At 68.6% G+C, this 18,513-nt stretch carries 17 protein-coding genes and 1 tRNA gene; 10 read left to right on the forward strand and 8 right to left on the reverse strand.

Annotated elements, in window-relative coordinates:
- The 3 genes from ACREEF_RS09920 to ACREEF_RS09930 form a co-directional block, all read left to right on the forward strand.
- The coding region (locus tag ACREEF_RS09920) for a tetratricopeptide repeat protein (RefSeq protein WP_431565421.1) at positions 1-1,479 on the forward strand (1,479 nt) is incomplete at its 5' end.
- Between the two features lie 117 nt (positions 1,480-1,596).
- On the forward strand, positions 1,597-2,520 hold the full coding sequence (locus ACREEF_RS09925; protein WP_431565422.1) for a sulfite exporter TauE/SafE family protein: 924 nt from the start codon (positions 1,597-1,599) through the stop codon (positions 2,518-2,520).
- Positions 2,520-3,353, forward strand: a complete 834-nt coding sequence (locus ACREEF_RS09930) for a TIGR02186 family protein (protein WP_431565423.1) — start codon at positions 2,520-2,522, stop codon at positions 3,351-3,353. The genes ACREEF_RS09925 and ACREEF_RS09930 overlap by 1 nt, the downstream gene beginning before the upstream one ends.
- Positions 3,354-3,565: 212 nt before the next feature.
- Here the strand turns inward: ACREEF_RS09930 and ACREEF_RS09935 are convergent, their stop codons facing one another.
- The 3 genes from ACREEF_RS09935 to ACREEF_RS09945 form a co-directional block, all read right to left on the reverse strand.
- Positions 3,566-5,737 carry a 3-hydroxyacyl-CoA dehydrogenase NAD-binding domain-containing protein gene (locus ACREEF_RS09935; protein ID WP_431565424.1) on the reverse strand — a complete coding sequence of 724 codons (2,172 nt, stop codon included), beginning with the start codon at positions 5,735-5,737 and terminating at the stop codon, positions 3,566-3,568.
- Between the two features lie 16 nt (positions 5,738-5,753).
- Positions 5,754-6,959: an acetyl-CoA C-acetyltransferase gene (locus ACREEF_RS09940; RefSeq protein ID WP_431565425.1), complete on the reverse strand. Its 1,206-nt coding sequence runs from the start codon at positions 6,957-6,959 to the stop codon at positions 5,754-5,756.
- 179 nt (positions 6,960-7,138) lie between these two features.
- Complete coding sequence (locus ACREEF_RS09945; RefSeq protein ID WP_431565426.1) at positions 7,139-8,356, reverse strand: PQQ-dependent sugar dehydrogenase; 1,218 nt, start codon at positions 8,354-8,356, stop codon at positions 7,139-7,141.
- Positions 8,357-8,551: 195 nt separating this feature from the next.
- Between ACREEF_RS09945 and ACREEF_RS09950 the strand changes: the two genes are divergently transcribed.
- From ACREEF_RS09950 to ACREEF_RS09960, 3 genes are all read left to right on the forward strand, one after another.
- Positions 8,552-8,628: transfer RNA gene (locus ACREEF_RS09950), tRNA-Met, on the forward strand.
- Positions 8,629-8,842: 214 nt separating this feature from the next.
- Entirely contained in the window at positions 8,843-9,232 is a 390-nt protein-coding gene (locus ACREEF_RS09955; protein ID WP_431565427.1) for a hypothetical protein, read from the forward strand.
- Between the two features lie 217 nt (positions 9,233-9,449).
- On the forward strand, positions 9,450-9,887 hold the full coding sequence (locus ACREEF_RS09960; RefSeq protein WP_431565428.1) for a hypothetical protein: 438 nt from the start codon (positions 9,450-9,452) through the stop codon (positions 9,885-9,887).
- Positions 9,888-10,008: 121 nt separating this feature from the next.
- On the opposite strand, the gene ACREEF_RS09965 is transcribed toward ACREEF_RS09960, so the two are convergent.
- Both ACREEF_RS09965 and ACREEF_RS09970 read right to left on the reverse strand, forming a co-directional pair.
- A complete protein-coding gene (locus tag ACREEF_RS09965) occupies positions 10,009-10,236 on the reverse strand; it encodes a hypothetical protein (protein ID WP_431565429.1) in 228 nt (75 codons plus the stop codon).
- An 84-nt stretch (positions 10,237-10,320) separates the two neighbouring features.
- Positions 10,321-10,905, reverse strand: a complete 585-nt coding sequence (locus ACREEF_RS09970) for a manganese efflux pump MntP (protein WP_431565430.1) — start codon at positions 10,903-10,905, stop codon at positions 10,321-10,323.
- Positions 10,906-11,199: 294 nt separating this feature from the next.
- On the opposite strand from ACREEF_RS09970, the gene rlmN reads away from it, so the two are divergent.
- Complete coding sequence (gene rlmN / locus ACREEF_RS09975) at positions 11,200-12,354, forward strand: 23S rRNA (adenine(2503)-C(2))-methyltransferase RlmN (RefSeq protein WP_431565431.1); 1,155 nt, start codon at positions 11,200-11,202, stop codon at positions 12,352-12,354.
- Here the strand turns inward: rlmN and ACREEF_RS09980 are convergent.
- Both ACREEF_RS09980 and ACREEF_RS09985 read right to left on the reverse strand, forming a co-directional pair.
- Positions 12,326-12,769 carry a hypothetical protein gene (locus ACREEF_RS09980; protein WP_431565432.1) on the reverse strand — a complete coding sequence of 148 codons (444 nt, stop codon included), beginning with the start codon at positions 12,767-12,769 and terminating at the stop codon, positions 12,326-12,328. The two genes, rlmN and ACREEF_RS09980, sit on opposite strands and share 29 nt — an antisense overlap.
- Positions 12,766-13,674 (reverse strand): acyl-CoA desaturase, encoded by a 909-nt coding sequence (locus ACREEF_RS09985; RefSeq protein ID WP_431565433.1) that lies wholly within the window; start codon positions 13,672-13,674, stop codon positions 12,766-12,768. Before ACREEF_RS09985 ends, ACREEF_RS09980 begins: the two co-directional genes overlap by 4 nt.
- Before the next feature lie 89 nt (positions 13,675-13,763).
- Between ACREEF_RS09985 and ACREEF_RS09990 the strand changes: the two genes are divergently transcribed.
- The 3 genes from ACREEF_RS09990 (at position 13,764) to ACREEF_RS10000 (ending at position 15,499) form a co-directional block, all read left to right on the forward strand.
- Positions 13,764-14,090 (forward strand): metalloregulator ArsR/SmtB family transcription factor, encoded by a 327-nt coding sequence (locus tag ACREEF_RS09990; protein ID WP_431565434.1) that lies wholly within the window; start codon positions 13,764-13,766, stop codon positions 14,088-14,090.
- Positions 14,091-14,215: 125 nt separating this feature from the next.
- Positions 14,216-14,659: a DUF350 domain-containing protein gene (locus ACREEF_RS09995; RefSeq protein WP_431565451.1), complete on the forward strand. Its 444-nt coding sequence runs from the start codon at positions 14,216-14,218 to the stop codon at positions 14,657-14,659.
- 12 nt (positions 14,660-14,671) lie between these two features.
- Positions 14,672-15,499 (forward strand): S1 family peptidase, encoded by an 828-nt coding sequence (locus tag ACREEF_RS10000; protein WP_431565435.1) that lies wholly within the window; start codon positions 14,672-14,674, stop codon positions 15,497-15,499.
- Positions 15,500-15,571: 72 nt separating this feature from the next.
- Here ACREEF_RS10000 and ACREEF_RS10005 read toward each other — a convergent pair whose 3' ends face one another.
- Positions 15,572-18,418 carry a M16 family metallopeptidase gene (locus tag ACREEF_RS10005; protein WP_431565436.1) on the reverse strand — a complete coding sequence of 949 codons (2,847 nt, stop codon included), beginning with the start codon at positions 18,416-18,418 and terminating at the stop codon, positions 15,572-15,574.
- Between the last annotated feature and the right edge of the window lie 95 nt (positions 18,419-18,513).

Below are 18,513 nucleotides of genomic sequence, written 5' to 3' on the forward strand. Positions count from 1 at the left end.
GCCCGCGAGAGCATCGAGCAGCGCGGCGCGCGCCCGGCGCGCCGCGAGACCCCGCTGGAAAGCCCCGAGCCGACCCCGTGGAGCCCGGCCGAGAGCCCGAGCGGCGACTGGCGCGCCGCCGCCTTCGCCGAACCGGTTGACCTCTGGTCCGACGACAGCCTGGGCGGGGTGCTGGACGCCGCGCCCTTCCCCTCGCCGACGATCCGCGATCCCGAACCGGTCTTCGCCGATCCGCTGGACGCCGAACTGAGCGCCTTTGCCGCGACGGCCGAGCCCGAGGCGGCGCCGACGACCCTGTTCGGCTCCGCGCCTGAGCGCGCCCGGTTCGGCGCCGTGTCGATGGACCTGGCGGACGAAGACGAGGTCGAGCCCGCTTTCGCCGACCTTGAATCCGGCGATTTCGGCGGCGCCGACGTCAGCGACGTCCTGGCCGAGGCGACCGACGAGGTCGTCGGCGGCCTGCCGTCCCTGGTCGACGGTCCCGAGGGCGACGACGGTGAAGACGGCTTCTCGGCCGAGATTGATTTCATCGACCCCCGCGCCTTGCAGGCGGGCGCCGCCGCGGGGCGGGCATCGACGCGCGACACCCTGGATGCGGCGCGCGCCGCCATGGCCGACGCCGACGAGGCCCCGCGCCAGGGCTTCGGCCTGAAGCTGAAGCGCGGGGGCAAGTCCAAGCTGCAGGAACGTCTGGACAAGCAGGCCAGCCGCGAAGGCTCGACCATGCGCAAGGCCCTGGGCGCCTCGGCCGTGGCGGTTCTGGTCATGGGCGGCGGCTACGCCTCGCTGCAACTGGCCGAGGGCTCGGGCCTGATCCTGCCGGACCTGGCGACCCTGACGGGCGGGTCCGTTCAGGCGACCGAAGCGTCCGAAGCCCCGATCGCGGCTGTGGCCCTCAGCGCGACGCCGACCGAGGCCGTGCCGTCGCCCGACGTGGCGGCGACCGAGGGCGCGGCCCTGTTCACCCGCGCGGTGCAGCTGATCGACAGCGGCGACGACAGCGGTCTGGAGCCGCTGAAGCGGGCAGCCGACCTGGGCTACGGCCCGGCGCAGATGCGTCTGGCCGTTCTCTATCAGGAAGGCGGCGCCGGCCTGACGCCCGATCCGGTCGAGGCGCGGACCTGGGCCCGACGCGCGGCCGAGGGCGGCGAGCCCCGGGCCATGCACCATTACGCCATGCAACTGTATGACGGCGAAGGCGGCGCCCGGAACCGGGTTGAGGCCCTGGGCTGGCTCAAGAAGGCCGCCGAGGCGGGCCGCGTCGACAGCCAGTACAACGTCGCCCGCCTCTACGAAAAGGGCGACGAGGGCGTGGCGCCGAACGCGACCGAAGCCTTCAAATGGTACATGATCGCGGCCCGCCGCGGCGACCAGCAGGCGCTGGCGGCGGTGCAGCGGCTGACGCCCGCGACCTCGGCCGAGACGCGCCGCGTCGCACGCGAAGCCGCCGACGCCTTCACGGTCGAGCCGGTCGCGTAACGAGGCGCGTCGAAGCGGCGGCGGGGGTGGCGGTTCGTCGCGGCCCTCGCTAAGACCAGAGGCCTAGTCGCCTTTCCGGCGCTGTTCTGCGTTCCCTTCCAGCCGAAGGCGCGTGCCGTGGATATTTACCTGCCGATCGCCGAGGTTTCGGTGAACTGGCCGCTCCTGGTGATGTTGGGGGCGCTGGTCGGCTTTGTCTCGGGCCTGTTCGGCATCGGCGGCGGCTTCCTGATGGCGCCCGTCCTCGTCTTCATGGGCATCCCGCCGACCGTGGCCGTCGCCAGCCAGGCCAGCCACGTCGTCGCCTCCTCGACCTCGGGCGTGATCCGCTACTCCGGCATGAAGGCGGTCGACTATCGCATCGGCGGCATCATGGCCGTGGGCGGGGCCCTGGGGGCCCTGGCGGGGGTCGAGCTGTTCCGCTACCTGCGCCTGTTGGGCCAGGCCGATCTGGTGGTGGCCGTCTCCTACCTGATCTTCCTCGGCTCAATCGGCAGCATGATGCTGTACGAAAGCCTGACCCAGATCCTGCACCGGGTGCGCGGCGAGACCCCCCCGCGCAAGGAACGCCGCCGCCCCCTGTGGCTGTACGGCCTGCCGTTCCGGATGCGCTTCCCGCGCTCGGGCCTCTATATCAGCGCCATTCCGCCCTTCGGTCTGGGCGTCTTCGCCGGGGTCCTGTCGGCCATCATGGGGGTGGGCGGCGGCTTCATCCTGGTGCCGGCCATGCTCTATGTGCTGCGGATGCGGGCCAGCGTCGTGGTCGGGACCAGCCTGTTCCAGATCATCATCACCACCGCCATCACCACCATCCTGCAGGCCGGGCGCAACCAGACGGTGGACATCGTCCTGTCGACCATCCTGCTGCTCGGCGGAGTGGTGGGGGCGCAGTACGGGGCCAAGCTGTCGGGCCGGTTCCGCGCCGAAGAGATGCGCGCCGTGCTCGGGCTGATTGTCCTGCTGGTCGGCATTCAGATGGGGCTGGAGCTGTTCGTGCGCCCCAGCGATCTCTTCCTGCTGGCGCCGGGGGTGGGGGACTGATGTTCCAGGCCCTGCCGCCCGAACCCGCGCCCGTCGTCGCGCCTTCGCCGCTCAACACCGCTCCGGGCGTGATCGAACGCTCGGTCGCCACCGAGGGCGAGGTGCGCGTCGCCGCCGCCCTGACCGACGCCCAGGTCAAGGTCGACTCCAGCTTCCGCGGCGCCTCCATCGTCCTCTACGGCGCGGTGTTCAATCCGACCGATAGGCCCGCGGACGTGGTGGTGGTGGTGCGCGGCCCCGACGCCCCGGTGCGTCTGGTCAAGAAGACCCGCAACATGGGTGTCTGGCTGAACAGCCGCCCCGTCCTGTTCGAGGGCGCGCCGGGCTTCTACATGACCGCCTCGACCCGGCCCCTGTCGGACGTGGCCGACTTCGGCCAGCTGCGCCGTCTGGGCGTCGGCGTTGATCACCTGCGCATCGACGCCCCGCAGGAAAGCCGCACCGTCACCCGCTACGGGGTGCGCGACGTGGTGGTCAGCCGTCTGGGCGAGAACTACCTCGACTGGCGCCGCGCCGTGATCCGGCTGAAGGAGGCGGCGGCGCTTTACAACACCGATCCCGACGGGGTGCAGTTCGTCGACAAGGGCCTGTTCCGCGCCGAGGTCGAACTGCCCACCGTGGCCCCGACCGGCAAATACTACGCCGAGGTCTGGCTGTTTCAGGAGGGGGCGCCGGTCTCGGTGTCCAACCTGACCCTGACGGTCGAGAAGGTGGGGCTGGAGCGCGACATCTATGAGTTCGCTCACCGCCGACCGTGGTCGTACGGCGTGCTGTGCGTCATCCTGGCGGCGCTGACGGGCTATGCGGCGTCGCGGGTGTTCAGAAGCCGCTGACCTACCCTGATCCGTCATCCCGGCCGCAGCGTAGCGAAGAGCCGGGACCGCCCCAGACGCCGTCGCTTACTGCGGTCCCGGATAAGCGCTGCGCGCTTTCCGGGATGACGAGCGGTGCTCAAGCAGCGAGCCGCCGCGCGGCGAGCGATAGCGCAAAAGAAAGGGCGGCTCTTGCGAGCCGCCCTTTCCATTTCAGCTCGAAGTCAGCCCGATCAGGCCGCCTTCTTCTCCGGGGCGAAGCGGCCGTAGAAGGTCTCGCCCTTGGCGGCCATCTCGCGCAGCAGCTCCGGCACCTTGAAGCGGTCGCCGTAGGTCGCGGTCAGGCGGTCGGCGGTCTCCACAAAGGCCTTCAGGCCGGTCTGGTCGATCAGGGTGATCGGGCCGCCCGACCAGGGCGCAAAGCCCCAGCCCAGGATGGCGCCCAGGTCGGCTTCGCGCGGGTCGTCGATGACGCCCTCGGCCCAGCAGCGGGCGACCTCGACGGCCTGACGATAGAGCAGGCGCGTCTTCAGCTCCTCGACCAGTTCCGGCGTCGAGTCGTCGAACTTGACCGGGGCCAGTTCTGACAGGCCGGCCCACAGGGTCTTGGGCTTGCTGTCGTAGTCGTAGAAGCCCTTGCCGTTCTTGCGGCCGTAGCGACCGCCTTCGACCATTTTGGCGACAATGTCGGCGCCCTCGGCCGGGACATAGGCGTCGCCCAGGTCCAGCGCCGTCTGCTTGGCGATCTTGTAGGACAGGTCCAGGGCGACGTCGTCGTGCATCTCCAGCGGGCCGCGCGGCATGCCGGTCATGCGGCCGACATTGTCGATCAGGGCCGGAGCATAGCCTTCCTCGAGCATGGCCATGCCTTCCATCAGGAAGGTGGAGAAGCAGCGCGAGGTGTAGAAGCCGCGGCTGTCGTTGACGACGATCGGGGTCTTCTTGATCTTCAGGACATAGTCGATGGCCTTGGCGATGGCGGCGGGGCCGGTCTTCTCGCCGAGGATGATCTCGACCAGCATCATCTTGTCGACGGGCGAGAAGAAGTGGATGCCGATGAAGTCCTCGGGGCGAACCGAGGCCTCGGCCAGGCCGGTGATCGGCAGGGTCGAGGTGTTGGAGCCGAAGACGGCGCCTTCGGCCAGCTGGGCCTCGGCGCGCTTGGTCACGTCGGCCTTGATCTCGCGGTTTTCGAACACGGCCTCGATGACCAGGTCCGAACCCTTGATGTGATCATAGTCGGTGGTGGCGGTGACCAGGGCCAGGGTGGCGTCGAACTTCTCCTGGGTCATCTGGCCGCGCGACAGACGCTTCTTCAGCAGCTCCTCGACGTGGGCCTTGCCCTTGTCGGCGGCTTCCTGGGTCTGGTCGATCAGCACGGTCTCGATGCCGGCCATGACCTGCACATAGGCCACGCCCGCGCCCATCATGCCGGCGCCCAACACGGCGACCTTCTTGGCGTCCGACTTCGGCACGCCCGCCGGGCGCACGGCGCCCTTGTCCAGTTCCTGCTTGGACAGGAAGAGGCTGCGGATCATGGCCTGAGCCTGCGGCGTCATCAGGGTCTTGATGAAGTAGCGGGTCTCGATGCGCAGGGCCGCGTCCATCGGCACCTGAACGCCCTCATAGACGGCCTTCATCAGGTTGGTGGCGGCCGGATAGTTGCCGTAGGTCTGCTTGCGGATCATCGCGTTGCCGACCAGGAAGTTCTGGATGCCCGCCGGGTGGTAGGGGCCGCCGCCGGGCAGCTTGAACGACTTGTCGTCCCACGGCTGGACGGCCTTGCCGCCGTTCTTGATCCAGGTCTTGGCGGCCTCGACCGACTGACCCTTTTCAGCGATCTCGTGGACGATGCCCGCGCCCTTGGCGTCGTTGGGACGGAAGGACTTGCCCTCGGTCATGGCCATCATGGCGGGCTGGACGCCGATCAGGCGCGTCAGGCGCTGGGTGCCGCCGCCGCCGGGGAAGAGGCCGACCTTGATCTCGGGCAGGCCCAGCTGGATCTTGTTGTCGTTCTCGACCACGCGATAGTGGCAGGCCAGCGTCAGTTCCAGACCGCCGCCCAGCGCCAGGCCGTTGATGGCCGCAGCCACCGGTTTGCCGCAGGTTTCCAGCGCGCGCAGGGCGCCGTTCATCTTCCAGCCGGCGTCATAGGCGTCCTGCAGGCTGGCGCCGCCGATCATGCCGCCGGCGATGTCGCCGAGGTCCGCGCCGGCGCAGAAGCCGGAAGGCTTGCCCGAGGTCAGGACCGCGCCCTTGATGGCGTCGTCGGTCTTGATGCGTTCCACCAGCTGCGGAATCTCGGCCATGACGGACGAGGTCAGGGTGTTCATCGAGCGTCCGGGGACGTCGAAGGTGATCAGGGCGACGCCGTCGGCGTCCACGTCGATCTTGAAGTTTTCCATGGTCAGTCGCTCCCGATCAGACGCGTTCGATGACGGTGGCGGTGCCCATGCCGCCGCCGATGCACAGGGTGATGAGGGCGGTTTCCTTGTCCGAGCGTTCCAGCTCGTCCAGCACCACGCCGGTGATCATGGCGCCGGTGGCGCCGAGCGGGTGGCCCATGGCGATGGCGCCGCCGCAGACGTTGATCTTGTCGTGCGGGATGTCGAGCGCCTGCATGTAGCGCAGGACGACGGCGGCGAAGGCCTCGTTCAGCTCATAGAGGTCGATGTCGGTCGACTTCATGCCCAGCTTGCCGAGAAGCTTGTTGGTCACGAACTCGGGGCCGGTCAGCATGATCGACGGCTCCGAGCCGATCGAGGCGGCGCCGCGGATCTTGGCGCGCGGCTTCAGGCCCAGGGCCTTGCCGGCTTCCAGCGAGCCGATCAGGACGCCCGCCGAACCATCGACGATGCCCGAGGAGTTGCCGGGGGTGTGGACGTGGTTGACGCGCTCGACCTCGGGGTAGCGCTGGTTGATCACGCTGTCGAAGGCCATCTCGCCCATCATGGCGAAGGAGGGGTTCAGCGCGCCGAGCGTCTGCATGTCCGTGGTCGGACGAATGGTTTCGTCGCGGTCGAGGCGGACCAGACCCAGCTGGTCCAGCACCGGGATGACCGACTTGTTGAAGCGGCCCTCGGCCCAGGACTTGGCCGAACGCTTGTGACTCTCGACCGAATAGGCGTCCACGTCGGCGCGGCTGAAGCCCCACTTGGTGGCGATCATGTCAGCCGAAACGCCCTGGGGCACGAAATAGGTCGAGAAGGCCGAGGACGGATCGACCGGCCAGGCGCCGCCGTCCGAGCCCATCGGCACGCGGCTCATGGCCTCGACGCCGCCGCCGACGGCGAAGTCGGCCTCGCCGGACTTCACCTTGGCGGCCGCCATGTTCACGGCTTCCAGACCCGAGGCGCAGAAGCGGTTGATCTGGACGCCCGCCGTGGTCTGGGCCCAGCCGGCGTTCAGCACGGCGGTGCGGGCGATGTCGGCGCCCTGCTCGCCCACCGGCGAGACGCAGCCGAGGATGACGTCGTCCACCTTCGACGTGTCGAGGCCGTTCCGGTCGCGCAGGGCCTGCAGCACCTGGCTGGCCAGCGACAGGGCGGTGATCTCGTGCAGCGAGCCGTCCTTCTTGCCCTTGCCGCGCGGGGTGCGCACGGCGTCGTAGATGTAGGCGTCGGCCATGTGGCGTCTCTCTTTGTTTCTAGGGTCCCTATCGCTCGCCGCGCGGCGGCTCGCTGCTTGAGGGACGGGTCTGGAATTGAAACTGGGTGCTAGAAACCCGACGTTTACGTCAACGTCAAGTAACAAGGCGCGTGAGGCCGTCGGCGGACGGGGCGAGGCCTCCGTCCGCCGCAGAGTCCTTATTGCTTCGAAAGACGGACCAGCTTGCCGTCTTCCTCGTCGGTGATGACCCAGACGGCGCCGTCGGCGGCGACGGCCACGTCGCGGATACGGGCGTTCAGGTCGGTCAGCAGGCGCTCTTCGCCCGCGACGCGGTCATTCTCCAGCACCAGCCGGGCCAGCTGCTTGCCGCCCAGGCCCGTGACCAACAGGTTGCCGTTCCAGCCGGGGAACATGGCCCCGCTGTAGAAGGTCATGCCGCCGGGCGCGATGACCGGGTCCCAGTAGTAGACCGGCTGCTCCGTGCCTTCCTTGGCCGTGACGGCGTCGGGGATGGCCAGGCCGTTATATTCGATGCCGTAGGCGACGCCGGGCCAGCCGTAGTTCCTGCCGGCCTGATCCAGATTGATCTCGTCGCCGCCGCGCGTGCCGTGCTCGACGGTCCAGATCGCGCCCGTGCCCGGCTGGACGGCGATCCCCTGCATGTTGCGGTGACCCAGCGACCAGATTTCCGGCCGGGCCCCCGCCTGGCCGACGAAGGGATTGTCGGCGGGGACGCTGCCGTCGGCGTTGATGCGGATGGTCTTGCCCATGTGCGAGCCCAGGTCCTGGGCCTGCGGCCGCATCGGCTTGTCGGAACGTTCGCCGAGGGTGATGAACAGCGTGCCGTCCGGCGCAAAGGCCAGCGCCGAGCCGAAATGCTTGTCGCCGTCATAGGTGGGCTGGGCGTGGAAGAGGACCTGGACGTTCTCGACCCGGCTCAGATCGTCGGACAGGCGGCCGCGCGCCACGGCGGTCCCGTTTCCGCCGTCACGGGGTTCGGCGTAGCTCCAGTAGATCATCCGGTCCTGGGCGAAGCTCGGGCCGACGATGACGTCCAGCAGCCCGCCCTGACCGCGCGCGGCGACGGCGGGCAGGCCGGCGATGGGAGCGCCGATCTGACCCTGGGCGCTGACGACCCGCATCCGGCCGGGCTTTTCCGTCACCAACCACTGTCCGTCCGGCAGCCGGGCCAGACCCCAGGGATGGACCAGCCCCGACGCGACCACGCTGTGGCTCAGCGCCGCCTCGGTGCGGACGCCCGGCGCGCGGGTCTGATCCGCGAAGGCGGGCTTCTGGTCCGGGTTGTTGGCGGGGCGGGTCTCGACCGGGGCGCCGGGGGCGTCCTGGCCGTTGGCCCCGCAGGCGGCGGCGAGAACGAGGAGCGAGGCGGAAGCGGCGAGGACGATCGGACGCATGGAGCTCTCCTGAACAGCAAGGGCGTGCGCGTCAGAATGAAGCCTCGCCGTTCCAAGCGCGAGCCGAAACCGTCCGCGATGCCCCGTCTCGCGCGATTTCCCTGCTTAATCGGCTTGAACCCGAGGGAAGGCGGCGATATACGCACGCCTCTCGCGCGCTCCGGTCGTCACGACCTTGCGCGGGGTCCCGTAAGGGGTTGGGTAGCTCAGATGGTTAGAGCGGTGGATTCATAACCCACAGGTCGGCGGTTCGATCCCGCCTCCAACCACCACTGGTTTTCTTTAATGAAATCAGTGAAGTGCAGTTTTTCGGGCGAACTGCAGCTTTAGACCTACATCGGCTGTGCGTTTCGTTCGCAATCGTGCGATGGGCTACGGCGCTTTGCGTTGATTTACGCTGGGGCAGCGAAAGCGGGCGCGTGAACTGTCGGCTAAGGGTGGTTAGCGGAAGTTGACCCGCGCTGCGGTGACGCTCAGGCTGCCACGATGTGGAAGCCGCCGCTCTTCGTGCTAATCGCCTTCATCGCCGCCGGTTGTTCAAACGGCTGCGGGAACAACATCCTCGCCAACGTGGCATCGCCGAACGGCAATCTGAGTGCGGTCGTATTCGAGCGGAGTTGTGGAGCCACGACAGGTTACTCGACGCAGGTTTCTGTCCTGCCGTCCGGGAGCCTGCCCTCAAGCGCTGGCAATGCCTTCGTGGCTGACACAGATGGCCGAGCGGCGGCTTTTGATGCAAGCGGCGCACCGTGGGCTGAAGTCGTCTGGGTCGGGGATGATCGTCTGACCGTTAGACACGACGCCGAAGCCCGTGTGTTCACTCAGAACAGAGAGGTTTCTGGGGTTCAGATTTCCTACCAAGCCGTCGAACGCTGAGTGTCTCCTACGGGTCCGCAAACGGACATCGTGCAATCCGCCGGAATGCGGCCCTAAACGGCGATCTTCACGGCATGATCCCTTGTGGCTCTAAGGAGGTAGTCGCCTCCAACCACTACGGATTTCCTCCCTGTCACTGGTTAGCCGCCGCTGGGTCGCAGGAATTCGGATTGGCGGGCTTTTTATCTATCCGCCTTGTGCGAAATGACCGTTTCTCATGGACACGATCGGCGGCGAATTGAATCTGACGGCCGGTCTGACCCTGAAGGCCAGCGTCGGCGCCAAGCTCGGCGACCGGACCCTGGTGTCGCTGTTCGCCGGTCCTTCGGTCGTATTGGCGGACGTCAAGACGACCCAGGCCTGGGCCTACGACACCCTCTACACCTACCTGCCGCCGGGCGGGATGCACTTCCAGTATGTTTCCAACGCCTTTTCCGAGAGCGTCTCCGCCTCGCGGAGCGAAACCCTGGTCGGGGGCGTCTTCGGTGCGGAGGGCCGGTATCGGCTGACCGATTGGGTGACGTTTCGCGCGCAGGCGAGCGTCAGGCGTTATTCGCCTATCGACGTCGCGATCAACGCGGGGGGCGGGGATACGCGCCTGTCGATGGAGCCGCAGACGGTTTCCGGCGGCTTCGGCGTCCTGTACCGCTTCTAGGCCTCGTCCCGTCGAGCGCCGGATCCCTCTGGATCAGGAGGTCGATGCGGGTCGGGTGGGATAACGACGGCGGCCGTCGTCCTGTCGGGCGGCGGCCGTTCGTTCTTTGCGATCAGGCCGTTCAGCCCTGCGGAATGCGCGTGGCGGGGCCGGTGATCTTGCATACGTTGTCGGTCTGCGGCCGGCCGGTCATGGAACCGGTGGGGGACAGTATGCCGCCGCGCGCGGTGCATTCGGCCGACAGCTTGTCGAGTTCCTGCTGATAGGTGGGGTGGGTCTTGCCGGTGGCGCAGGCGCCGAGGGCCAAGGGGGCGGCCAGGGCGGCGAGGATCAGGGGGGCTGCACGCATGACGGTGTCTCCTTGCGACTGGCGGCTTAACGGTCAGCCGACGGCGGACGTTCCGTCAGCCGCGCCCCTGATGCAAGCTGATCCTCAGAGCGTCAGCACACCCAGATGCTCCAGCAGGATCTTGAGGCCCAGGACGATCAGGGCGACGCCGCCGATCAGTTCAACGATCTTGCCCAGTCGCGTGCCCGCCGCCTTGCCTATGAGCAGGCCGAGGGTGGCTAGGGTGAAGGTGGTGGCGCCGATGCAGGCGGCGATCAGCCAGATGTTGGAGCCCAGCAGGGCCAGGCCGACGCCGACGGCGCCCGCGTCGATGCTGGTCCCGACGGCGGTGGCGACCAGGGCGACCAGGCCGCGCGACACGGCCTTTTTCGTCGCGGCTTCTTCTTCGGCCTCGTCCTCGGGCTTCAGCGCCTCCCAGATCATCTTGCCGCCGACCGCGCCCAGCAGACCGAAGGCGATCCAGTGGTCGATCGCGGCGACGAAGCCGGCGGCGGCGAGCCCCAGGCCGAAGCCGATCAGCGGGGTGATGGCCTCGATCGCGCCGAACACCAGGCCCGAGCGCAGGGCTTGCGGCAGGGTGGGGCGGTGCTGCGCCCCCCGGCCGATGGCGGCGGCGAAGGCGTCGGCGGACATGCTCAGCGACAGGATGGCGATGGCGACAGGGGTCATGGACGATTCATTCAGCCGGGCGCGTGACAGCACGTCCGGGCGCAGGCCGGCTCGGCCCCCGGATCGTGCTGGTCTCGCTAGGCGGATGTGATCCGGTGATCGCGCCATGCTTCCGTGCGGAGGCAAGTGTGTTGACGCGATCCCGGCTGACAGACGCCGGAAGCTACTCCCCAACGCGGCCCCTCTAGCGGCTGGGCGCGGCGGGTTCAACCCCGCCGGACTGGCCGGAGGCGACAGGACGCCCCATCTGTGCTAGACGCTCGCTCCTCCCCTCCCGCCGCAGGATATTCAGCCTTGAGCATCACGCTCGACCTTTCGCGCGCTTCCGCCGCAGTTAAAGCCCCCGTCAACCTGTCCGGTCTGACGCGCGAGGGCCTGCGCAATGCGCTGATCGAAGCGAAGATCTGCCCGCCCGAGAAGGCCAAGATGCGCGCCACCCAGGTCTGGCGCTGGATCCACCACTACGGCGTCACCGACTTCGCCCTGATGAGCGACATCGGCAAGGAGACCCGCGCGGCCCTGGCCGAAGCCTTCACCCTGGCCCGCCCCGAGATCGTCGAGCGTCAGATCTCCAAGGACGGCACGCGTAAATACCTGATCCGCACCGCGCCGGGCATCGAGGTCGAGGCCGTCTATATTCCCGACGTGGGCCGGGCCGGCGCCCTGTGCGTCTCGTCCCAGGTGGGCTGCACCCTGAACTGCACCTTCTGCCACACCGGCACGCAGAAGCTGGTGCGCAACCTGACCGCCGCCGAGATCGTGGCCCAGGTCCAGGTGGCCCGCGACGACCTGGACGAATGGCCGTCGCCCAAGGAAGACCGCCGTCTGTCCAACATCGTCTTCATGGGCATGGGCGAGCCGCTCTACAATCTGGACAATGTCGCCGACGCCATCGACATCATCTCGGACAACGAGGGCATCGCCCTGTCGCGCCGCCGCATCACCGTCTCGACCTCGGGCGTGGTGCCGCAGCTTCAGGCCCTGGGCGACCGCACGGCGGCCATGCTGGCGATCAGCCTGCACGCCACCAACGACGCCCTGCGCGACGTTCTGGTGCCGCTGAACAAGAAGTATCCGCTGGACCAGCTGATGGCCGCCATCCGCGCCTATCCGGGTCTGGCCAACACCCGCCGGGTGACGTTCGAATACGTCATGCTGAAGGGCGTCAACGACAGCCCCGACGAGGCCCGCGCCCTGGTCAAGCTGATCGAGGGCATCCCGTCCAAGGTCAACCTGATCCCGTTCAACCCCTGGCCCGGCACCGACTACGAGTGCTCGGACTGGAAGACCATCGAACGCTTCGCCGCCATCCTGAACAAGGCCGGTTACGCCTCGCCCATCCGCACCCCGCGCGGCCGCGACATCCTGGCCGCCTGCGGCCAGCTGAAGTCCGAGAGCGAGAAGCAGCGGGCCAGCGCACTCAGGAAGGCCGGGCAGGCGGCGGCCTGACAGCCTGTCGGTAAGCCAGCCGCCACACTGTCCAACTCGCGGCCGCGCCCGGAAGGACCAGCCAGATCAGGCCGATCATGCTCCAGCCGTTCAGTCCAGCCATGAGCACGATGCTGGCGATCAAGGCGCCCGTCGCACCGGCGACAATTGCGACCCTCTGCGACCTGAACCCGATGGCATGCAAGAGCGCCCAGACCGGCCAACCGAGCACGCCCATGGCGAGGATGAACCCCGGTAAGGCATAGAAGCCGACGAGCAGGGGCATGACCATTAGGAGAGCCAGTTCACGTGGCGACGCCCCCCTTAGCAGGGCTTCAACAAAGACAGCGAGCGTCCATTCCAACGACAGGAGAGCGCCGCCGACCGCGCCTCCGGCGAGAACCGCTCCGACGTTGCAAAGAGGCGAGGTCTTCATGGCTGAGTACTCACAAGCTGCTCACGCTCCGCCATGGTTTCCGGCGTTCGCACGTCCCAAGCCAACCCCAGCCGCTCCAGAAGCTGGATGAAGCGGAAGCCCCAGTCGCTCTGGCCGGGGTAGAGGCCGATCCGGGCGGAACCGGGCCAGGCGTGGTGGTTGTTGTGCCAGGCCTCGCCCATGGTCGGGATGGCGGCCCAGGGCACGTCGTGCGCCTGAACGCCGGCCTCGCGCACCAGCCAGGTCTGCGGCCCGCGTCGGTGGGCCAGATGGCCGACGAACCAGTGGCCGATGACGCTGATCGAAACGCGGGCGCAGACGCCCCAGACGACGAAGCCCCAGCCGCCCGTCAGCCACAGCAGCGCCGCGACCGGGACCTGTTGCAGCATCCAGGTCCGCTCCAGAAAACGATAGAAGGGATCGCGCCCGATGCGGCCCAGATCGAAGCGCGGCGGACGGTCCAGCTCCAGCCGTCCATGCATCTGCCAGACGGCGTCGACCGCCATGGGCCGCCGATGCGCCAGATAGTCATGGCAGTCGGTCTGGCGTTGAGCCCAGTCGCGCAGGTCGTGGGTGCGGATCATCCAGAAGGGGCCGCTCATGCCCACCAGCGTCCCGAACCAGACCAGCGTCCGCTCCAGCCACAGCGGGCAGTCGAAACTGCCGTGGATCAGCCGCCGATGAAACCCGACCGAATGGCCGAGCAGCAGGGTGGCGCCCGTCGTGAGGATGAACACAGTGAAGGCGCCCAGGCTGAAGGTCGTCGCTCCAAAGGCCAGCGTCGCCGTCAGCATCCCGCCGTTCCACAGTGAATGGACCGGGTCCCAGACGACGCGCCCCTCCGTGGGGCTGCTATCGGGCGTCTCGATCAGGCTGTTCACCGCGCAGGGATCGTGGTCGTGCATCGGACTGTTCCGAGAAGGTATTTAAGCAATAACTTAAACACCGAATTGGCGGACTGGCAAGCCGTTAGCAAATCACTTAAATAGCACCCATGCAGCGCGTGTTCGAAGCCCTCTCCAGTCCTGTCCGGCGCAAGATTCTGGCCTATCTGGCCCATGCCGATCTGACGGCGGGCGAGATCGCGGCCAAGTTCGAGATCTCCAAGCCGGCGGTGTCGCAGCACCTGTCGGTGCTGGAGGTCGCGGGCCTGGTGACCAGCGAGAAGAAGGGACAGTTCGTCCACTACAGCCTGGCGCCCGATCATCTGGCCAATACGCTGAACGGCTATGTTCAGGAGGTCTGTCCGGTGTCCAAGCCGCTGAAGCGCGAGAGCGCGGCGATCGCCAAGGGGCGGCGGGGCGGCGACGATGCACCCTGAGTGTCGCCTAACGTCGTTTTCCTGATCGGGTGTGGCGCTTCTGCCCTTGCGGAAAGGCGCGTGGATCGGGCATGGCTGTTTTGCTTTCGTTCCGTTTTCAGCAGGGGGCTGCGGGCTCGCACATCATGGACTCGTCGTCTCTGCCCAGCGTGCTGTCCAGCCCCGAGGTCCAGGCCTTCGCCACCGGTTTTCCCGTGCTGATCCTGCATCTGATCGTGACCTTCGGCCTGCTGGGCATGGGAGCGACCGTCTATGCCCTGCTGACGCCGTGGCGCGAGGTGGCGCTGATCCGCCAGGGCAATCTGGCCGCCGCCGTGGCCTTCGCCGGCGTCCTGGTCGGTCTGGCCGTCCCGCTGGCGATGTCGATGTCGGTCGCGACCTCGATTCGCGACATCGTCATCTGGGGCGTGGCCACGGTGGTGTTGCAGCTTCTGGCTTTCCGCGTCGTCGACATCCTGCTGACCGGCCTGCCGCAGCGGATCGAAAAGGGCGAATTGCCCGCCGCCATCGTCCTGGCGGGCGCCAAGCTGGCCACGGCCCTGATCCTGGCCGCCGCCCTGACGGGCTGAGGCGGCGCCCCGATGCGCTTTCCCCATCTTCCCGACTGGACCATCTATGCGGCCGTGGTCGGAGCCATTCTGATCGTGTCCCTGGGCCGACGTGAAAAGGCCGACGCCCCCCATGCGCCCGAGGACGACGAGGCGCACGGCCCCCTGCTGGGGCCGGTTACGCCTTTCGACCCGTCCGTCACCGTCATCGCGCCGGACGGCCCCTTCCAGCCCTCGTCCGGCACCGCCTTCTCCATCGCCGGGGACGGCCGCTGGGTCACGGCCCGGCACGTGGTCGAGGGCTGTCGCCGTCCGGCCCTGGTGATCGGCGGCGGGCGCGCCCTGGCCGCCGACGTGCGGCTGGCCGAACGCGCCGACGTGGCCCTGTTGCTGACCGAGGGCGGGCCGCCCGCCCTGCCGGTCGCCGTGCACGCCCCGCTCTACAAGGGGCAGCGCGCCTTTCATCCTGGCTTCCCCCAGGGGGAACCGGGCGAGGTGGCGTCGCGTCTGTTGGGGCGCGAGACACTGAAGGTTCGCGGGCGCGGCGAACGCGACGAGCCGGTGCTGGCCTGGGCCGAGGCCGGGCGCACCAGGGGGCTGAAGGGCACGTTGTCGGGCCTGTCCGGCGCGCCGGCGCTGGACCGGCGCGGCCGGGTGCTGGGCGTGACCATCGCCGAGGCGCCGCGCCGGGGGCGGATCTATACGACCGCGCCCGACACCTTCGCGCCCGCCATCCGGGGCGAGCAGCGCGCCGACGAGAAGGCCCTGGGCGAGGCGGTGACGACCGAGAACTACGGGGCCGTCGCCGACCGCCTGCGTCGCGATCTGCGCGTGGCCCAGGTGGTCTGCCTGACGGCTTGATCGTCATCCTCCGGTCAAGCCGGAGGATGACGGAAGATCTCCCCGCCGCGCGTGACGGGGAGGTTTGAGGTCTCAGCGCAGCGTCGCGCTGTCCAGGTTCAGCGCGGTCAGGGGAATGACCTCGACGTTCGGATGCTTCGCCCGCAGGGCGTCGATGAATTTCGACGCGTCGCCGACGATGACCAGGCTGGCGCGGTCGGCCGGCAGGTGTTCGGCGAAGGCGGCCTGGATGGCGGCGGCGTCGACCGCCTCCACGTCTCCGACATAGCCGGCCAGGTCGCTCATCGGCAGGTCATAGAGGGCCAGGTTGGCGACCAGCGCCCCCAGACCGTCCACCGTCTCCAGCGACTGGCCGAAGGCGCCGGTCAGGATGGCCTTGCGGGTGATCATTTCCGACGCCGTCGGCTGGGTCGAGCCCAGGCGCGTGATTTCGGCCAGGATCAGGTCCGACACCTCGACGGCTGCGTCGTTGCGGGTCTGGGCCGAGGCGGTGAACAGGCCCGCCTCGCGGCGCACGCCCAGCGACGAGCGGGTGCCGTAGCTGAGGCCGCGCTTGATGCGGATTTCCTGGTTCAGGCGCGAGGTGAAGCTGCCGCCCAGCAGGGTGTTGCCGACCGCCAGCGGGAAGTAGGCGTCATCGGCGCGCGGCACGCTGCGCAGGGCGGCGACGACGGCGGCCTGACCGGCGCCGGGCTGGTCGATGACGACGACGCGCGGGGCCAGGACCTGACCCGCCGGAGCGGCGGCGGGGACCGGGGCGGCGCCGGCCGGACGCCAGTCGCCGAACGTCTGTTGCGCCAGGGCGCGCGCCGCCCCGGCCGTGATGTCGCCCGTGAAGACGAGGGTGGCGTCGGACGGCCGATAGCGAGCGGCATGGAAGGCGGCGATGTCGTCGCGCGTGACGGCGGGCAGGCTGGTCAGGGTGCCGGCGCCCGGCGCGCCATAGGCGGCCTGGCCATAGATGACACGGCCGGCGGCCTGGCTGGCGACGGGGCCGGGGCTGCTGAGCTGAACCTTGAGGTTGTCCAGCGTCTGGTCGCGCTGGCGGTCCAGCTCTTCCTGGGCGAAGGCAGGGTTGCGCACCAGATCGGCCATCAGGGCGACGGTGCGCGGAAAGACGTCGGTCGGGGCGTTGGCGTAGAGGTTGGTGAAGTCGGGGCCCGAACCGGCGCCGACGCTGGCGCCCAGCTGTTCGATCTCGGTGGCGATCTGGGGCGCGGTGCGGGTGGTCGTGCCCTGACTCAGCAGGGCGGCGGTCAGGGCGGCGACGCCCGTCTTGCCCGCGACCTCATCGGCCGTGCCTGCGTCGAAGGACAGGCGTGCCGAGACCAGCGGCAGGCCGGCCTTGGGCGCGACAAGGACGCGAAGCCCGTTGTCCAGACGGAAGTCGGCCACGGTCGGCGTGATCGGCGCCACCGCCGCGCCCGGTTCGGGCATGGCGGCGCGCTGTTCGGGCGGCAGCAGGGCGAAGACCTGACCCATCGGGGCCAGGTCGGCGATCTTCACCGGTGCATCGACGTTCAGCTTCTGCTGCGAAGTCGGGTGTTCGGCGTCGGCGTTCAGATAGCGGATGGTGACGCCGCGCTGGTCGGTCAGATAGCGGCGGGCGACGCGCTGCACGTCGGCGGCGGTGACGGCCTGGATCTCGGCGATCTCGCGGTCGGCGACGGCGGCGTCGCGGGTCATGATCAGGGCGAAGCCCAGGGTGCGGGCGCGGTCTTCGATGGTCTCGCGCTCGCGTAGGGCGTTGGCGATCAGTTCGTTCTTGGCCTCGGACAGTTCGGCGGCGGTGACAGGCGCATCGCGGAAGCGGGCGACCTCGGCCTTCAGCGCGGCGATCCCGGTGTCGGGCGACTGGCCGTTGGCCATGATGGCGTAGACGTTGAGATTGCCCGCCTGCTGCGAGAAGTCGGGGCTGGAGCCGATCTGGGCCGCGATCTGCTGGTCATAGACCAGCGAACGATACAGGCGGCTGCTCTCGCCCGTCGACATGATGCCGTCCAGAACCGTCAACGCCGCGCGATCGGCGATGGCCGGATAAGCGATGACCACGGCCGGCAGCGGCACATTGGGGGCGTAGAAGGTCGCCTCGCGCGGGCCGCCCGGTTCCGGCTCCTTGACGTCATTGACCGGCAGCGGGCGGGCGGGGTTCTTGAGCGGCGTGAAATACTGGTCGACCCAGCCGTTCAGCTTCGTCTCGTCGAAATTGCCTGCCACGATCAGGATGGCGTTGTCGGGCCGGTAATAGGTGGCGTGGAAGCGGCGCACGTCCTCGATGGTCGCCGCGTCCAGGTCCTCGATCGAGCCGATGGTGGTGCGGCGATAGGGGTGGGCCTGATAGATGGTCTCGGGCATGAAGACGCTGAACAGCCGGCCGTAGGGGCTGGCCAGGACGCCCTGGCGGTATTCCTCCTTCACCACGTCGCGTTCGCTCTTGAACACGTCCTCATTGACCACCAGCGAGCCGAGTCGGTCGGCCTCGGCGAACAGCAGGCGCTGCAGGTGATTGGCCGGGACGGTCTCGTGATAGGCGGTGACGTCGTCCGAGGTGAAGGCGTTGTTATTGCCGCCGACGTCCTCGGTCAGCCGGTCGAAGGTCTCGTCGGGGAAGTTCTTGGTGGCCTTGAACATCAGGTGTTCGAACAGGTGGGCGAAGCCCGAGCGGTTGGCCGGATCATCCTTGGACCCCACGCGATACCAGACCTGCACCGTGACGTTCGAGGTCGAGGCGTCGCGGGCGGTATAGACCTCCATCCCGTTGGCCAGCACGCGCTTGTGGAAACCCAGCGGCGGCACTTCGACCCCGCCCTGCGCAGCGGCGGTTGCGGCGGCGGGCGGCGATCCCTCCGCGAAGGCGGCGGCGGGCAGGCCCAGCAGCAGCGCCGAGGCGCAGGCGGTCAGGATCAGGCGGGTCTTCATGGGCGTCAGGTTCCGGTCGCCCCGCAAGCTGCGCCGGGGGCAGGTCGCCGGACCCTATCAGCGCTGAAACCCGCCGCGCACCTTACGGTGCTGTA

The sequence above is a fragment of the Brevundimonas sp. genome (genome assembly GCF_050729455.1).
GTDB lineage: Bacteria > Pseudomonadota > Alphaproteobacteria > Caulobacterales > Caulobacteraceae > Brevundimonas.